Consider the following 16,707-nt stretch of genomic DNA (forward strand, 5'->3'; position numbering starts at 1 on the left):
TTAGCCAGTGATATCGGCCAGATAGCGCCCGGTGTAAGACTTGGCTTTATCCAGCAGGCCAGTACGCTGCCACTGCAACTCCAGCGCCCCCGGGGTATACAGCTGTGCGCCGCCGATCTGCTCGGCAATCGCCTGATAGCGCGCAGCCTCCTCAATAAACAGGATCAACTCCGAGGTTTTGATGATTCCCTTGCCCCAGAAATTGGCGCCGCCATTCGACTCCAGCAATGCAGGTGGTGGTGCGAGCTCAGGGTGCTGATCGAGCCGCTCCTTGATAACGTCGTAAACACTGCGCGTGCGGTCCAGATGATTGGGAATCTCGCGGGCGGCCAGATGGCGGGCCGCGGCCACATACAAAATCGGGAATGGCTTGTGCGCCAGCGACCACGCCGACAGGAAATTGGTATGGGCATGGATAACGGTATCGGCATCCAGTCGGGATTCACGCAGGATATGGTCGGGATGCTGGGCGAACTCGGTAATGGCAATGCTGGGCGACTGATCACGCGCCAGGCCGCCTGGGAAGCGGATATGCAGCAATTTATCGTGCCCTGGCACCAGGTGGGTGACATGGTAAGTGAGGCTGGCAGACAGGATTCCGTTGCGACTCAGCACACCAAAGGCATGAATGGCATCGGCTTTGGCATCTTCCACGTATGAAATCAGGTCAATCTCGGACAGCGGGTTAGACATGGGGTCTCCTTTACATTAAGAGGTTTTATTAATGGCGTGATAGCCAGACCCCCGATGCATTGGCAATGCTTGTGCCAGCCCATGGCATTTATATTGGGGCCATACGTCTATCTCTTATTTTTCAATCGACTAGCCTCTCAGCGTGGTCTTTTTTTCTCCATTTTCATCGATATTCACTAGCGCCCTCTTCATGCGTTTGTGCAGCACGCAACACTTTCTCCACCACTGCTGATGCTGGAGCAACAGTCGCGATTTTTTCGTGTCCGGAGATTCCTGCAGGCAAATGGAGGTCCGTTGTTGCCCTGCCAACAGTAAACGCAACAGACCCACCAGAAATTGTTGCTGCAAAAACAGCAGCAGGTGAAAAGCTGCGACACGCCTGTGCATTTAAATCTTTTTACAACAATCAGTTAGCGTTAATTCCAAACCGCCATCCGCCGCTGGCACAGATTCTGCGCTAGCCCATGTCGTCGTTTATTTATTTGCACTTAACAGGAAACAACATGACCATAACAACGAGCAGCCCATCAGATCAGCCGGCGCAAACGCGCTTTATCGTTAAACCTCTATTGCGCGCCTTAAGCAGCGTCTTTATCGGCAGCCTGGTCATCAGCCAGGCCTATGCTGCTGATGCCACGCCAGCCAATGACGCCTCTACGGCACAGACCAAATCCGCCGAAGATGGCAAAAGCGACACCGGCACTACCGCAGCAGCCCAGCCAGCCACCGTGAATAGCCAGGGCGAAAGTGAAGCTTCCCTGGGCAGCGTGGTGGTCACCGCCAACAAGCGTGAAGAAACCGCACAGAAGGTGCCAACCGCCATCACCGTATTAAGCGGCAAGGAGTTGCAGGACAAAGGGATAGGCAAGTCAGCTGGCGAAATTCTCAACTATGTGCCGAACGCCTCGGCCAATACGCAGTTTAATGGCCGCCCACGCTGGTGGATTCGTGGCGTGGGTTCCGGTCAGCAACAGATCGACATGGCCAGCCCGGTAGGTATCTACCTGGATGATGTCTATATCAGCAATGCCACCGCTAGCGGCTTCCCGCTGTTTGACCTGGACCGGGTTGAAGTCCTGCGCGGCCCGCAAGGCACGCTGTGGGGCAAGAACACCACAGGCGGCGCTGTCAACATCATCAGCAAAAAGCCTTCGTTCAATACGGGTGAAAATTATGTGAAAGCCGATATCGGCAATTATGGCTCGCGCATTTTTGAAGGGGCCGTCGGCGGCGAAATCGTCAGCGAGCGCGTGGCTGGGCGTTTGTCTTTCTATGATCAAAGCAGCGATGGATTCTTCCGCAACCAATTCACTGGCCAACGCGATGGCGCGATCAAAGACACCGCCGTGCGCGGGCAACTGCTATTCCAGCTGACCGACAATCTGGAAGCCCTGCTCAATGTGCACCGTCGCGACTACACAACCGATGGCAGCATTCAGACCGTGATTGGTGCTGGCCCGGGCGGTGCTTTCCGCTTTGGTTATGTCCCCAGCACCAGCCGCAAGGATGTGAGCTCGAATGCCGAAAACAGCGGCGACTCGACCCAGAATGGCGCATCGCTGACCTTGAAATGGGATCTGGGCAAGTACTCGCTCACGTCCATTTCGGCATACGAAGATTGGGATCAGACCGTGCTGAATGATGCTGACAACAGCGCGCTGGAACTCTCCCGTGGCTATACCAAAGCAGACAGCAAGCAGTATTCACAGGAATTCCGCTTCGCATCACCACGTGAAGACCGCTGGAACTGGCTCTCGGGTGTACATTTTTTCAAGGAAGACATCAATTCCTACAGCGCTGCCGCCCGCTTGCCTAATGGCAGCGTGCCAGCCTACATCGGCACCAGCACCAACACCCTGAACAACTTCAGCTACACCGATTACGATCACAAGGCTTCCAGCTTCGCGCTGTTTGGCAGCACTACATATAACTGGACCGACGCCTTTAAGACCACCGTGGGAGCGCGCTGGTCGACAGAAAAGAAAGAAGTCGACATCAGCCGCCGCTCGGCCTCTGGTGCTGGCATTACAGCTGCCAGCTGGGACAACCTGGGTCAATGGTGGAATAGCTACATCGGCAGCTACAACAATCCGACTGGCCTCGTAACCAACTTCGATGCACATCAGGAAAAACGCTGGGATTCGTTCACTTACGATTTCACGCCGGAATACAAGATCAGCGACACCAGCCGCACCTTCTTCAAGTTTGCGCACGGCGAAAAGTCTGGCGGCTTTAATACGGCCGCGACAGCGACCGCTGCCCTGAACACAGTAAAACCGGAAAAGCTGAATGCCTATGAAATCGGCTACAAATCCGAATGGCTGAACGGTCGTCTGAATTTCAACACGACCTTGTTCTACTACGATTACAAGGATGTTCAGGTGAACGTGGTGGGCTTGCCTGCGGGTGCCACTACCACCGTGTCGTATCTGCAGAATGCGGATAGCGCGACGGTAAAAGGCGCGGAGTTTGAAGTGGAGGCACTGCCGACCAGCAATCTGCGCCTGATCGGTAATATCGGCTTGCAATCCGGGGAGTTCGACAAACTGCAGGTACAGAACAGCACCACCAACTACGACGGCAACGATCTGGTACGTACCCCCAACCTGAATACCTTGCTGTCAGCCAACTATCGCATTCCATTGGCGAACGACAACAAGATCGTGACCAGTCTGGATTGGCGTTATACCGGTCAGCAATATTATTTTGTAAATGCACAGAACACCGCGCAGAACACCTATTACAAACTGCTGAGCCAGGAAGGCTACTCCATCGTCAATGCGCGCGTCACCTGGAGCACCAAAGGTGATCGTCTGGCCATTACCGGGTACGTGAACAACCTGTTTGACAAGGAGTATCTGGCACATGCGCTGCCAGCCACGCCTGCAACCGGTTCCACCGCTATTTATGGCGCACCCCGTACTGCTGGTGTATCGCTGACACTGCGTTTCTAAACAGAGCCCCTGTAGCGGATATCCGGCCACGTGCCGGGTATCCGCTTTTTACGTTTTATGCGAGGCACTATGTCCATCTCCCCCACCCATCCGCTACTCCGCTGCCTGTGGCTATATCGCACCATGCCATGGCGCTTCAGCCTGACGGCCCTTCTGTTTTTACTGGTGAATGCTGCCATGGCATGGCAGCTCTGGCTGATCGGCCATGCCGTGCAAGCCGTGCATGACGGGACAGCCATCAAGCTCCTGCCCGATGGCCACTATGATCTTGCCGTGGCCTGGTACTGGATCGCCATTATTCTTGCTGTCGCTGCCGGCCGTGGCATCCTGCAATACTTTGCCGGCGTGCTGTCGCTGATCATTGGTCAGGATCTCCTTTCCCTGCTGCGCGAGCGCATTCTGGTGCAGGTGCAGCGCCTGGACCTCGCCTACCACCTGCAGCACGGGGTAGGCGAAATGGTCACCCGCACCACGCGCGATGCCGACAAGGTGCGCGATGCGCTGATCAACTTCTGGCGCCAGGTGTTTGAAGCCAGTGTGTGGATACTGGTTTCCATTGGCCTGCTCTGCCTTTACAACGTGTGGCTGGGCCTGGGCACACTGGCTTTCGTGCTGGCAGGTATTGCCATTTTCATTCGCCAGACCGATCAACTGGTCACGCTGGATCGCGCCGTGGGCCAGGCGTATGACCAGGTGAATCAGGAACTGAGTGAAGGCATTAACGGCGTGCGCGTGATCAAGGCGTTTGCCCTGGAATCCTCGCGCATTGGCGCTTTTGAAGGCTTTGTGCAGACCTTTGTGCGCCATGCACACACGGCACTGGCCTACGCGGCGGTTCATACGCCACTGCCGCAAACGCTGGTTGCGCTTTCGCAGGTCTGGATTCTGGGTTTTGGTGCCTGGCTGATCCAGCAAGGCCAGCTGGAAGTCGGTGCGCTCATTGCCTCCCTGCTGGTCGCCAATACGCTGATCTTCCGTATTGAGCCTATCGGCCGCGTGATGCAGGTATTTGCCGATGCCCGCTCTTCCGCTGGCCGCATCTGGGAGCTGCTGGATGAATCACCGACCATCGTGGGCGGTAATGACAGCATCCCCAAAGCAGCGCTCGGTTTCCGTTTGCACGATGTCACCGTACAAGCCGCCGGTGGCAATGCCATTTTGCAGCATTGCCATTTAAGCGCAGCCCCTGGGGAAATCCTGGCGCTGGTCGGCATTACCGGTTCAGGCAAAAGCACCCTGGCCGCCCTGCTGCCAAGGCTGCTGGATGCGAGCCATGGCAGTGTGGATATCGGTTCTGCATCGTCCGGGTGGCAAAACGTCCACCAGTTCCGCTTGGATGAGTTGCGGCGACGTATCCATGTCGTGCCGCAAGAAAGCTTTCTGTTTTCCGATACGCTGGAAGCCAATCTGCGCCTGGCAAGACCGCAGGCCAGCGAAGCCGAGCTGCTGGAAGCGCTGGAGCTGGCGGCGGCACGCGATGTGCTGGACTCGCTATCGGATAGCTTGCAGACCCGCATCGGCGATCGCGGCATCACGCTATCTGGCGGGCAGCGCCAGCGCATCAGCCTGGCCCGCGCCTTTCTGGCGCACCCCAGCATCCTCATTCTGGACGATGCCACCAGCGCACTGGATGCGCTGACCGAGCGCCGCGTGCTGGATAACATTCGCCGCCTGCGCGATGCCAGCGGCCAGGCGGTGACCGTGCTGCTGATAGCCAGCAAGCTGTCCACCATTCTGCTGGCAGACCGTGTCGCCGTGCTGGACAAAGGCCGTATCGTGGCCGAAGGCCAGCATGCCTATTTGCTTGAACATCATGCGGAATATCGCGAACTGGTAGGAGTCCATCATGGCTGAGTCCCTGCGCCAAGAGCGCGCCCTGAATGACATTGAGCTGGAACAAAAGCTCGCCAAAAAGAGCCTGGACCGCAATATGTTCTGGCGTTTGTTACCGCTGCTGGCGCCGTATAAAGGCCGTATTGCCGCCATTATCGGCATTGAGGTGATACTGGTCGGCATCATCTTTTTGCGGCCATGGTTTGTTGGCCAAGTCATCGATCACGGCTTTATCCAGACTGCAAAAGGGCTGGTACTCAATACACCGCTGCTGGTATGGATGGCGCTGGGCATGGGCCTGACCTGGGCGCTGCGCTTTGCCTTCGCCGCAGTCTCGCAATACCTGGCGGGCTCGACGGCCATTCACATCCTGAACGCCCTGCGCGTGCGGGTATTCCGTCATATTCAGGCGCTCAGCATCCGCTACTTTGATAGCACCAAGGCCGGTCGCATCATCTCTCGCGCCGACCGCGATGTGGATGCGCTGGAACCCTTGCTGATCCAGGGGCCGCCCGAGCTGTTGTCTGCGGTGCTGCGCCTGGTGGGCGCGGCGTTTGCCCTGTGGTGGATTTCGCCCAAGCTGCTGCTGGCCCTCGCCAGTATCACGCCATTGCTGATCCTGGGCACCTGGCTGTTCAAGCGCATATCGGAACACAACTGGGCGCGAGTGGCGGAAGCCCGCGCCCGGTTTACCGCGCACCTGGTAGAGACCGTTTCCGGCGTGCGCATCATCAAGCAAACCGTACAGGAAGACGCCAACGAAGCCCGCTACAGCGCGCTGGTGGATGACTTCAACCAGACGCTGGTCAAGGGCAATATCCGCACGGGCTGGTTCCTGCCGACCACCCAGCTACTCAGCACCGTGGGGCAGGCGGCCCTGCTGCTCGCCGGTGGCCTGGGCATTGCCCAACACGAAATGACAGTAGGCCAGCTCGCCCAGAGTCTGTTCTATGTGCATCTTTTCCTGGGGCCGCTGCAGGAGCTGAATGAGCTCCTGGAACGCTACACTTCGGGCGCCTCGTCTGCCCAGCGGATTTTTCTCATGCTGGATACCGAGCCCGAAATCAATGATCCGTTCACCCCCCGCAACCCTTTGCTGCCACGCGGCAGCGTGGAATTTCGCGATGTGGTGTTTGGCTACCAGCAGGACGGCAGCCGCCCGGTGATTCGTCACCTCAACCTGCAGGTGGCGGCAGGCGAAGTGCTGGCCATCGTCGGCCCGACCGGCCATGGCAAGAGCACGCTGGTGCAGTTGCTGACGCGCTTTTACGAAGTGCAGGGCGGCGCCGTGCTGCTGGATGATGTGGATGTGCGGGAGTATCCGCAACAAGTGCTGCGCCGCAAAGTCGGGGTCGTGCTGCAGGATAACGTGCTGTTTTCCGGCAGCGTATTGCACAACCTGCGGCTGGCGGCGCCTGATTTCAGCGATGAAGAGCTGATTCGCGCCGCACGCGATCTCGGTGCCGACGAGGTACTGGAACGGCTGCCACAGGGTTACCAGACCGAAGTCGGGCCGCTCGGGACCTTCCTCAGCCACGGTCAGCGTCAGCTGGTGTGCCTGGTACGTGCTTATCTCGGCAACCCGTCGGTATTGGTGCTGGATGAAGCCACTTCGGCCGTGGATATTCATACCGAACGCCGCGTGCAGGTGGCTTTCCGTCGCCTGTGCGAAGGCCGCACCGCTATCGTCATTGCCCATCGGCTCGCCACGATTCGCGATGCCGACCGCATTGCCGTGATCTGGCATGGCGAAGTGAAGGAGATCGGCAACCACACCACCCTCATCGCCAAGGGTGGCGCCTATAGCCAGTTGTACAAGGCGTATGAAGAAGCCTCCGTGCCCGAGCCTGACAGCTTGCGCTCTGTTGCCTAGGAAGCAGAACTGCCATGCCGCCTGTTGACTGCGAGTCACTGCAACAGCGGCATGCGCTGACCATTCAAACCAAGCCATTGATTTAAATAACCAATATTTTTGCGGCAGGCCTGTCACGTGCTGGTATGGATACTGCAAATACCTGTCACGCATTTAAATTGATCTTTTAACTACGCATCTTTATCACGAGGAGCTTTCATGTCTGTTACCGCTATCGATAGCATCTGGTACACACGCTGCCCAGTGCCTACCCCTTTGGGTTTGGCCGCACGTGAAAACTGGTTTGCCCAGGAATTCGCCCCCGACCACATCACCATCAAAACCCTGCAGGAAGTGACAGACGCCGATTTGCGCGAGTCTCACTACGACCATCGCCTGCCGCACTCCTTCCGCCAGGGCGGCAGCGTGCCTGCCATCTGGGCACGTGCCAATGGCACCGACACCCGCGTCATCGGCCTTAACTGGGTGGATGAAGCGCAACTGGTAGTCACCCTGCCCGATTCCGGCATCACCAGCGTGGCCGAGCTGAAAGGCAAGCGCATTGCACTGCCACGCAACGACATCAGCATCGACCACCAACGCGCCAGCGCGCTGCGCGGCATTGTCGTCTCGCTTGAAGCTGCAGGCCTCAGCGCCGACGATATCCAGTTTGTAGACCTGCCTGTGCCACAGGGCGGCGCCGGCGTGGGCTGGACCTCCAGCCACACGCCCTATGCCACCGAGTTTGAAGCCCTGAAAGCTGGCAAGGTCGATGCCATTTACGTCAAAGGCGCGCGCGGCGTGGAAGAAGCCCACAAGCATGGCGTCACCACACTCTATGATGTGCGCAACCATCCTGATCCTATCGCCCGTGCCAACAACAGCGCGCCGCGTCCGATTACCGTCGACAACGCCCTGTTGCAAGAGCGCCCCGACCTGGTAGTGCGTTTCCTGAGCAAGATTCTGGATGTGGCCGACTGGGCAGCCGCACATGAAGCCGACACCGTGAGCTACATTGCCAAGGAATCGCACTCCACGGACGAGTGGGTACGCAAAGCCTATGGCAACGACATCCATCTCAAGCAAGGTACTTCGCTGGACGATCTCTCCATTGCCGGCCTCAGTGCCTACAAGGATTTCCTGTTCAAATGGGGCTACCTCAAGGCCGACTTTGACGTGGCAGACTGGATCGCGCCTGGTCCGCTGGATGAGCTGTTGCGCACCCGCAAGCAGAAAGCCGCATGATCACGGCTCAGCTTGATCGCGGTTCCAGATCGAATTACTGTCATTAATTCGTTCCATTCACTAGCCCGCGCTGGCCTGATGGCCGGTGTGGGCTATTCTCGTCAAGGAGGTAACATGGCTTCTCTCAAACTGGGCGACACCGCCCCCGACTTTACCCAGGATTCCAGCATCGGCCCCATCTCATTCCACGAATGGCTGGGCGACAGCTGGGGTATTCTCTTTTCGCACCCGGCCGATTACACGCCAGTGTGCACCACCGAACTCGGTGCCACCGCCAAGCTCGCCGATGAATTCAAGAAGCGCAATGTCAAAGTGCTCGCGCTTTCCGTTGACCCGGTAGCGTCTCACCATGGCTGGATCAAGGACATCAACGAAACCCAGGGCACCACGGTCAACTTCCCTATCCTGGCCGACGCCGATCGCAAGGTCTCTACCCTGTACGACCTGATCCACCCGAATGCCAGCGCCACCGCCACCGTGCGCTCAGTATTCGTTATCGACCCGCACAAAAAGGTCCGCCTCACCATCACCTACCCCGCCAGCACGGGCCGCAACTTTGATGAAATCCTGCGCGTGATCGATTCGCTGCAACTGACCGAATACCACAGCGTGGCAACCCCCGCTAACTGGAAAGACGGCGAAGACGTCGTGATCGTGCCTTCACTCACCGATCCGGATATCCTCAAAGCCAAGTTCCCCAAAGGCTTCAAAACCGTCAGACCTTATCTGCGCCTGACACCACAGCCCAACAAATAAACAGCACATCCATCCGGTAATAAAAAAGCCTGCATATGCAGGCTTTTTTATTGGGGCAATACGGTCTTCTATGCCTGTACAGCTTGTTTCTTCAGGCGAGATGCGCGCGTAAACGGCAGATCCAGTGGCAGCAGGAACAACGGCAGCAGGTGTGCAATCGTCACCGCAATGAAGAACGGGATGAGCGTTGGCAAGGCAAACAAGGGGAACAGCACGACGGGACCCAGGAACATCGAAATGTAGAGGAACTGTTCGGCTACACCCCCGGCGCCCATGACATCGCCACGCTTGGACATCTTGGGAATGCTGGTGAAAATCCAGGCGATCACAAAGCTGCCAAAAAAGCCTTGCAGCACCTTGGCCACAATCGCCACATCGGCACTGATGCCCGGCCAGAACACCACAAACTCCAGGGCCAGACCGCTGGTGGCGCTAAACAGCACCACCCAGGGACCGACATTGCGCAGGTTAAGGATAAACCCGGCAAAAATGCCGGCGAGCACGCTGGAGAGAATACCGACGGTGGAAATGACGCCTATAGTGGTCGGCGCCACATGCAAGGTGCTGATAAAGTACACCGGCACAATCGCCACCAGGCCCAGCGCCAGCGTCAATGGCGCACCCACGGCCGCAGCGAGTCTGAGCAGCGATGGGTCGGAGTAGATGTTGAACACTTTAGCCAGCGGTTTGCGCTCAGATTTATGCACATGACTACCGCCAGGCAACAACGGCGTCAGCAGTAGCAAGATCAGCAGAATAAGCGCATGGCCGCTGAAGGCCGTTTGCCAGTGTCCGCCCACAAATGGCGATACCGAAAAAATCGCGATCGCGCCACCCAGCGGCGAAGCCACAGACCAGAAGGCCAGCGCGCTGGTGCGTTTCTTTCCCTCGGTGGTATGCAGAATAAGGGCCAGAGCAGCCAATACCACCAGAATATAGCCCGCGCCTTCGAGCACGCGCAGTGCCAACAGGCTATAGAACGATGTGGCCAGACTGCCGAAATAGCTGAAAGTCGCCGCGATGATCAAACCCGCCACCACAGAGCGTCGCTCCCCGATGTGGGCAATGGCCCAGTTGACCAGGGGCGATGCGACCGCCGCCACCAGCGCCACGGCGGAAACCACCCAGCTGGCGTGGGCAGGGCTGACGCCGAATGTTCTGGCAATGTCGCCCACCAGCACAATGGTTTTGCCGTGGCACGCCGCGATGATCACGGCGAATGCCAGCGTAAGAATAATAGAAGGCCAGGTACCTGAACGCATGATATTTCCTAAGCTAATGAAAGATGAAATGGATTAAGCAAATGGATTAAACCAGCGCCGCATTGACGACTTGCAGCTCGCTGAACTCGTCATAGCCGCGCAGCCCGCCTTCGTAGCCAAGGCCACTGGATTTGTAGCCGCCCTTGGGCGCACCGGGATGGATATCGCCATGCTGGTTGACCCAGGCGAGCCCGGCCTGGAGCTGGCGTACCAGCGCCAGGCCGCGTTCGGGATTGGCGGTCCAGACCGAAGCGCCCAGACCAAACGGACTGTCGTTGGCCTGACGCACCGCCTCTTGCTCTTCGCGGAAAGGAATCAGCGGCAATACTGGTCCGAACTGCTCTTCATCCACCAGCGCGACACCTGCGCCTATGCCGGTGACCAGGGTTGGCGGATAGAAATAGCCGGGGCCAGGCAATGCAGCACCGCCTGAATGAATGGTGGCACCATGGCGTCTGGCGTCTTCCACCAGCGATATCACGCGCTCAAACTGGGCTTTGTTGGTAAGCGGTCCCAGCTCGGTACCCGGCAGTTGGCCATCGCCCACGCGGGTTTTTTGCGCGCGTTTCACCAGGGCATCGAGCAAGGGCTGAAAAACAGCCTCGTGCACATAGAGGCGCTTGATGGCAAAGCACACCTGACCGCTATTCCAGAAGGCGCCCCAGAAAATCTTCTCGGCAATGGCATCGACATTGGCATCCTCCAGCACGATGGCCGCATCGTTACCACCCAGTTCCAGCGTCAGGCGTTTTACATCCTGCGCGGCGCTGGCATAGAGTTTTTTGCCGGTTGCCACGCTGCCGGTGAACGTCACCTTCTGCACCAGCGGATGCGATGCCAGGCGGGCCCCCACCTGACCGTCACCGGCTATCACGTTCAGCACGCCGGGCGGAAATACATCTTTCAGAATTTCGCCCAGGTACAAGGTAGAAAGCGGGGTGTATTCCGATGGCTTGGCGACCACGGTATTGCCGGCCTTCAAGGCCGGGGCGATTTTCAGCACCAGCAGGATGATGGGCACATTCCAGGGCGTAATGGCAGCCACTACGCCAAACGGCCTGCGCTCAATGCTGACCCGCTTTTGCTCGTCCTGCTGCAGCACCACATCGGATGGCGCGGCAAACCCGGCATAGTGTTCAAAGGTAGCAGCAGCCCCGGCCAACTCGCCCTGGGTAAAGTGCAATGGCCGCCCCTGCTCTTGCGTGATCAGGCGTGCCAGGGCATCAGCATGCTGGCGAATGGCGGCGGCCGCGCCCCGCAATGCCTGCTGGCGCACCTCAGGCTCTGATGCCCAGCGATGGAATGCCTGATGTGCGGCTTCCACTGCCTGGTCGACCTGGGTGGCGCTGGCACGTGGGGCACGCCCGACTTCGAGCTCGGTCGCGGGGTTGATCACCACATCCGATTGGTCACTGGCTTGCAGATGGCCATCAATAAGTAAATGAAATGTCGACATGAAAAGCGCTCCTTAAGCCTGCGTCAAAATCGCATCGGCGATTTTTTCGGCCAGCATGAGTGTAGGAAGATTGGTATTGGCTGTCGGCACGGTCGGCATGATGGAGGCGTCGGCCACGCGCAGGCCGGTCACGCCATATACGCGCCCGGCCTTGTCTACCACGGCCTGAGAATCATCAGCCCGGCCTATGCGCGCGGTACCGCTGGCATGCCATACCCCACCCACATGGGTTCGCAGATAGCGTTCCAGTGCAGCTTCGTCCTGCAGCAGATCGTTTAGCAGCGGGCCGCCGGGTTGCGGCGCGGCAAAGCGTGAAAGTGCGAGAGCCAAGCCATATTTGGCGAGAGATGGCGCCGCAAAATAGTGGGTAATGAGCCGCAAGCCTGCCTTGAGACGGGCCAGATCGCGCGGGTCAGACAGCAGGTTGAAATCCACGTCCGGATACGAAAACGGGTCGGCGTCTTTCAGCTTCAGCCAGCCGGTAGAGCTGGGCTTGTTGACCCAGAAGACGGCGCTGGCAAGGCCAGAAACGGGATCTGCCCCGATATGCAGAAACAGGTCGGAAGGCGTGGCCGGATCCACCCCGGAGGAGGCGCGTATGCCCAGCTGATGACGTGAACCTGCCTTGCCGGTACTGGCATCGGCCCGCGCCTGCTCGGTCAGGGGCGCCACCACGCCAATGGACGAGTGCTCCCACAGATTGCGCCCCACGCCGGGCCGGTCTGCCAGCACGGGAATCCCCAGGGCATGGAGATCGGCCGCCGGGCCTATGCCGGTGCGCAACAATATGGCGGGCGACTGCAAGGCCCCTGCTGTCAGAATCACCTCGCGCGCCTGTACTTGCAACGTTTCCCGGCCGCGCAGCACCGACACACCGGTGATGGCATTACCGGTGGTCAGCAGCTTGAGTACACGCGACTCTGTCCATAAGCTCAGGTTGGGGCGGGCCCGCACGCTGGCATCCAGATACCCGCGCGCGGCAGAGAAGCGCTCCTCGCCTTTCAAGGTAAACGCGGGAGGGAAATAACCATCATCAAAGCGAGCATTTTGATCGTGGATATTGGGCAGGCCTGCCGCTTCCAGCGCCTGGGTGGCGGCCACGGTAAAGTCGCTCCAGTGGCGGCTATCCACCCGGCCAATCGGAATGGGGCCAGCGTTACCATGCAAGGGGTCATCCCCGTAATCGGCATCGCGTTCGGTCTTGATGAAATACGGCAACACGCCTTGCCAGTCCCAGCCATCGGCGCCCAGCGCCTGCCATTCGTCATAATCCCGGGGCAAGCCGCGGTTGGACACCACCATATTCACACTGGAGCCACCGCCCAGCAGGCGGCCCTGTTCATAAAACTGCGGCTCGCGCGTGATGCCCGGGTGCTCAGTGGCACGATGGATAGTCAGGTTGGGCCAGAAAAACCTGTCGCCAGACAGGCGTGGTAGCCAGGGGCGCAAGCCATCATGGATTTCGGGAGGGATGTTGTTTTCGGGGGTATCAATACCCGCTTCAATCAATAAAACCCGGTTTTCGGGTCGGGCCGAAAGCCGGTTGGCAAGCACGCTGCCCGCCGTGCCGCCCCCGACGATCACATAGTCAAAAATCGTATCTGTCATGTTACTTTTCCTAGAAGTGCTGAGGGAAAACAGGCTTTGCTGCTCAGCCTGTTTTCCTCATGTCAGCAGACGGCTTCGCCTAGAACTCGAGCGTCAGGTTGGCGAAGGCGCTACGTGGCTGCAGCCGGTTGTAAGTCGGCGCAGCGTACAGGGCGCTGGAGGCATCGGCCGTCACCGTGCCGGCGTATGTCCCGGACAGGGCTTCCTTATCAAACAGGTTGTTGATGTTGAAGCTGATCAGGCTCTTCTTGATCAGCTTGCTGCCGATATCGAAGTAATAGCCCAGGTTCAGGTCCACCACGGTATAGCCACCGATTTTCTGGGTGTTTTCCAGATCGCCGTAGAAGCTGCCGGTGTAACGGGCCAGCAGGTTGCTGTAGAAGCGACCATCGTCATAGCCAATGCCTGCCGATGCCAGATTCTTGGGGGTGTTGAAAAGCTGCTTGCCCTTGGTATCTGCCACCACGCCGTTCTGGGTGTAATCCTCATCCTGCTCGGCCTTCACATAGGTCCAGGCACCGCGGTAATTGAAGTTGTTTGGCAGCTTGCCGTTGGCAGACAATTCCAGCCCCTGGGTCGCCACTTTTCCGGCGTTCAGGTAAGAGGTGGTACCCAGCGAGGTAAACGACACCTGGCGATTCTTGAACTGGTCGTAGAACACGGCCGCGCTCAGCAGAAGCTCAGGCGTGGTATAGCGCCAGCCGATTTCCTGGTTGAGCGTGGTTTCCGGATTTTGCTGGCCCAGCGACTGGTTGCCATAGATAGAAGCCACGGCAGGCACCCGGATATTGGAGGTCACGTTGTAATACACCTGATTCTGCTGGTCATACTGGTAGTCCAGGCTGAAGCTGGGCAAAAAGCGGTAGTAATCAGCGGAATTGGTAAATGCCGCACCGCTCAGTACACCCGCAACGTTCTCGCCTTCCAGCTCGGTGTGTTGCCAGGCCAGCGCTCCCTTCAGATTCCATTGCTGGGCAAAATTCCAGCTGTCCTGCACCCAGACTTTTTGCGTGGTGATCTTGCTGCGCTGATTGGTGAAATAGATGCCATTGCCATTCACATCGCGGATCACATTGCTACCGTCTATGCTGACCGACTTGCCATTGCCGTTAAGGCGTATCGCCGCCATCTGGTTGGTCGCGTGGGTGTAGTCAAACCAGGCGCCCACTTGCAGCACATTGCTTGAGCTGAGGTCAAAGTCGATTTTCTGCGACGAACCTATGCGGTACTGTGTGGGATATACCGCGCCAGCAAAGGGCTTGATATCCAGCAGATCGCCATCGCCGTTCACATCGGCATTCAGCACAGATTCCGGAACTGCCGATGCAAATACCGCCGCAGTACCCTCAGCCACACGCACGAAATAAGGGTCTACTTTCAGGTGTATGGTATCGGTCAGGTTGAATACACCATTCAAGCCATAGGTCTGGATCTTGAAGTCGGCACGCTGCAGATTGGCACTGTTGGAGTTCGCGCTTGAGATATCGGCTACGCTATTGGTACCGCCAAACGAGGAGTTAATGGCCGAGGAGTAATTCTGGCGATAATCCTGGCTTTGGTATTGGGCCAGGGTCGGGTGCGAGTAGCTATTGGTACGCATCAGGAACACAGAGAAGATGGCGTTGATGCTGTTGTTATTGCCCCACTCGTATTGCAGGTTACCTTCGTAACGGTTGGATTCCACTGCACCAGAGCCCTTGGTCCAGAGATCCCCCGTGGTACGCGACGCCGATACCCAGGCGGAAAGACCATTCTTCTCACCCAGATTGGCGCGCACAAAAGTACGACGCGTGTTGTTGCTGCCAAAGCCCTGCTTCACCAGCAGACCCGCTTCCTTGGTGGGCTTGACGGTCTGGATTTCGACGCTGCCGCCACTGGCGGTCAGGGTAGGCGCATTGATGGAGGCGCCGCCGTAGATCACGCTGATGGATTCGTAATTTTCCGGATCGCCGAAAAAGTCGTTGTGCGGTGTCAGGTAGAGCGGGTCATTCAATGGAATGCCATTGCGGGTGATGCCGATCTGATCCTGGGAGAAGCCACGAATCGAGATATTGCCTTCGCTGATACCAGTGGCATCGCCACCGCTGAAATGCACGCCCGGGACATATTTCAACGCACCGGTGACGGCCGAGTCCAGGCCGACGAATTTTTCCAGCTGCGCTTTGGTCAGAGTGGCGCGCGACTCAGGCACGGTCTCGCTCTTGGCATCGGCGACGGTTTCCTGCACCTTGCCTTTGACGACAATCGCACCCAGGTCGGCCGACTTCTCAGTGGCGGCCTCGCCCTCCTCTGCGGCGACGGCCGGACCACTCAGGAACAGCGCGCCATATACCGCCAGCGACAGTGCTTTCATCTTGGGTTTATTGATGGAACTTCGCGACATTACTTTTTTCCCCTTGGTAAATAATCAAAACAACTAAAACAGCCATGCCGCTGCTGCGGCCTTGCATGCCTTAGGGGTTGGCAACATGCGTGCCGGGGAAATGGGTCAAACGGGTTTCCAATTCAAAAATGTTACTCAGCCGTAGAGGCATGACGGGCGGGGAGGCCGATGAATTTACTCCCGGGCGTTGCGTATCAGTCCGTGGCGTTTCAGCAGGTTGTATACCGAGGACAAGGGGACAGCCCGCCCCAGATAGGCATCCAGCCGCCGTTTGATATCCAGCGCCGTCGGCAGGCAATCGGCGCTGCGCTGAATATAGGGCGCAAGAAAAATGGCCTCTTCTTCAGGCGTCATGTTCTGCCTTTTTCGGCCGCCTCGAACCGGAGCGCGCTCTTCGCCATCCTTGAGTGGCATGCGGCGCAACTGCGTAACGCGGCTTAGCGAAACCCCGAGCAGACCCGCGGTCTGCAAGAGGGTCATGCCGTATTTTTCTGGCAGCAATATGGCTTGCGCCTGTTTCAGCTGCTTCATGCATTTGGTGCGGCGAAGAATGCGCTCCGCCTGTCGCCAACGTTCTGTGTTGGATTGAATTCGTCTCACAAATGACATCCCCGACATAAGCTTTGAATTGGAAAGTGGCCGTTGGCCCGCCTACCTGCCTCGCG

At 58.1% G+C, this 16,707-nt stretch carries 12 protein-coding genes; 6 read left to right on the forward strand and 6 right to left on the reverse strand.

Features of this window, described 5'->3' with window-relative positions:
• Window positions 1-693, reverse strand: a complete 693-nt coding sequence (locus ACWWD9_RS13720; RefSeq protein WP_455867307.1) for a class II aldolase/adducin family protein — start codon at window positions 691-693, stop codon at window positions 1-3.
• Window positions 694-758: 65 nt separating this feature from the next.
• On the opposite strand from ACWWD9_RS13720, the gene ACWWD9_RS13725 reads away from it, so the two are divergent.
• The 6 genes from ACWWD9_RS13725 (at window position 759) to ACWWD9_RS13750 (ending at window position 9,333) form a co-directional block, all read left to right on the forward strand.
• A complete protein-coding gene (locus ACWWD9_RS13725) occupies window positions 759-1,154 on the forward strand; it encodes a hypothetical protein (RefSeq protein WP_455867308.1) in 396 nt (131 codons plus the stop codon).
• Window positions 1,155-1,196: 42 nt separating this feature from the next.
• Window positions 1,197-3,647 carry a TonB-dependent receptor gene (locus ACWWD9_RS13730; RefSeq protein ID WP_455867309.1) on the forward strand — a complete coding sequence of 817 codons (2,451 nt, stop codon included), beginning with the start codon at window positions 1,197-1,199 and terminating at the stop codon, window positions 3,645-3,647.
• Between the two features lie 69 nt (window positions 3,648-3,716).
• Window positions 3,717-5,501 carry an ABC transporter ATP-binding protein gene (locus ACWWD9_RS13735; RefSeq protein ID WP_455867310.1) on the forward strand — a complete coding sequence of 595 codons (1,785 nt, stop codon included), beginning with the start codon at window positions 3,717-3,719 and terminating at the stop codon, window positions 5,499-5,501.
• On the forward strand, window positions 5,494-7,353 hold the full coding sequence (locus ACWWD9_RS13740; RefSeq protein ID WP_455867311.1) for an ABC transporter ATP-binding protein: 1,860 nt from the start codon (window positions 5,494-5,496) through the stop codon (window positions 7,351-7,353). Before ACWWD9_RS13735 ends, ACWWD9_RS13740 begins: the two co-directional genes overlap by 8 nt.
• Window positions 7,354-7,551: 198 nt before the next feature.
• The gene (locus ACWWD9_RS13745) at window positions 7,552-8,577 is read left to right on the forward strand and encodes an ABC transporter substrate-binding protein (protein ID WP_455867312.1); all 1,026 of its coding nucleotides are present in this window, start codon (window positions 7,552-7,554) and stop codon (window positions 8,575-8,577) included.
• Between the two features lie 114 nt (window positions 8,578-8,691).
• Complete coding sequence (locus ACWWD9_RS13750; protein ID WP_013440949.1) at window positions 8,692-9,333, forward strand: peroxiredoxin; 642 nt, start codon at window positions 8,692-8,694, stop codon at window positions 9,331-9,333.
• Between the two features lie 68 nt (window positions 9,334-9,401).
• Here ACWWD9_RS13750 and ACWWD9_RS13755 read toward each other — a convergent pair whose 3' ends face one another.
• The 5 genes from ACWWD9_RS13755 to ACWWD9_RS13775 all read right to left on the reverse strand — a co-directional run bounded on the left by ACWWD9_RS13755 (window position 9,402) and on the right by ACWWD9_RS13775 (window position 16,573).
• Window positions 9,402-10,595 (reverse strand): MFS transporter, encoded by a 1,194-nt coding sequence (locus ACWWD9_RS13755; protein WP_455867313.1) that lies wholly within the window; start codon window positions 10,593-10,595, stop codon window positions 9,402-9,404.
• A 46-nt stretch (window positions 10,596-10,641) separates the two neighbouring features.
• Window positions 10,642-12,051 (reverse strand): aldehyde dehydrogenase family protein, encoded by a 1,410-nt coding sequence (locus ACWWD9_RS13760; RefSeq protein ID WP_455867314.1) that lies wholly within the window; start codon window positions 12,049-12,051, stop codon window positions 10,642-10,644.
• Between the two features lie 12 nt (window positions 12,052-12,063).
• Entirely contained in the window at window positions 12,064-13,659 is a 1,596-nt protein-coding gene (locus ACWWD9_RS13765) for a 5-(hydroxymethyl)furfural oxidase (RefSeq protein ID WP_455867315.1), read from the reverse strand.
• A gap of 79 nt (window positions 13,660-13,738) precedes the next feature.
• Complete coding sequence (locus ACWWD9_RS13770) at window positions 13,739-16,042, reverse strand: TonB-dependent receptor family protein (RefSeq protein WP_455867316.1); 2,304 nt, start codon at window positions 16,040-16,042, stop codon at window positions 13,739-13,741.
• A 174-nt stretch (window positions 16,043-16,216) separates the two neighbouring features.
• A complete protein-coding gene (locus tag ACWWD9_RS13775) occupies window positions 16,217-16,573 on the reverse strand; it encodes a helix-turn-helix domain-containing protein (protein ID WP_013440944.1) in 357 nt (118 codons plus the stop codon).
• Between the last annotated feature and the right edge of the window lie 134 nt (window positions 16,574-16,707).

The organism is Methylovorus sp. SPW-M1 (assembly GCF_053848825.1).

Coding starts and splice junctions, on each gene's coding strand:
- ACWWD9_RS13720 (WP_455867307.1), bottom strand. CDS start 693: ATGTCTAACCCGCTGTCCGAGATTGACCTGATTTCATACGTGGAAGAT.
- ACWWD9_RS13770 (WP_455867316.1), bottom strand. CDS start 16,042: ATGTCGCGAAGTTCCATCAATAAACCCAAGATGAAAGCACTGTCGCTG.
- ACWWD9_RS13765 (WP_455867315.1), bottom strand. CDS start 13,659: ATGACAGATACGATTTTTGACTATGTGATCGTCGGGGGCGGCACGGCG.
- ACWWD9_RS13760 (WP_455867314.1), bottom strand. CDS start 12,051: ATGTCGACATTTCATTTACTTATTGATGGCCATCTGCAAGCCAGTGAC.
- ACWWD9_RS13775 (WP_013440944.1), bottom strand. CDS start 16,573: ATGAAGCAGCTGAAACAGGCGCAAGCCATATTGCTGCCAGAAAAATAC.
- ACWWD9_RS13735 (WP_455867310.1), top strand. CDS start 3,717: ATGTCCATCTCCCCCACCCATCCGCTACTCCGCTGCCTGTGGCTATAT.
- ACWWD9_RS13725 (WP_455867308.1), top strand. CDS start 759: ATGCTTGTGCCAGCCCATGGCATTTATATTGGGGCCATACGTCTATCT.
- ACWWD9_RS13745 (WP_455867312.1), top strand. CDS start 7,552: ATGTCTGTTACCGCTATCGATAGCATCTGGTACACACGCTGCCCAGTG.
- ACWWD9_RS13755 (WP_455867313.1), bottom strand. CDS start 10,595: ATGCGTTCAGGTACCTGGCCTTCTATTATTCTTACGCTGGCATTCGCC.
- ACWWD9_RS13750 (WP_013440949.1), top strand. CDS start 8,692: ATGGCTTCTCTCAAACTGGGCGACACCGCCCCCGACTTTACCCAGGAT.
- ACWWD9_RS13740 (WP_455867311.1), top strand. CDS start 5,494: ATGGCTGAGTCCCTGCGCCAAGAGCGCGCCCTGAATGACATTGAGCTG.
- ACWWD9_RS13730 (WP_455867309.1), top strand. CDS start 1,197: ATGACCATAACAACGAGCAGCCCATCAGATCAGCCGGCGCAAACGCGC.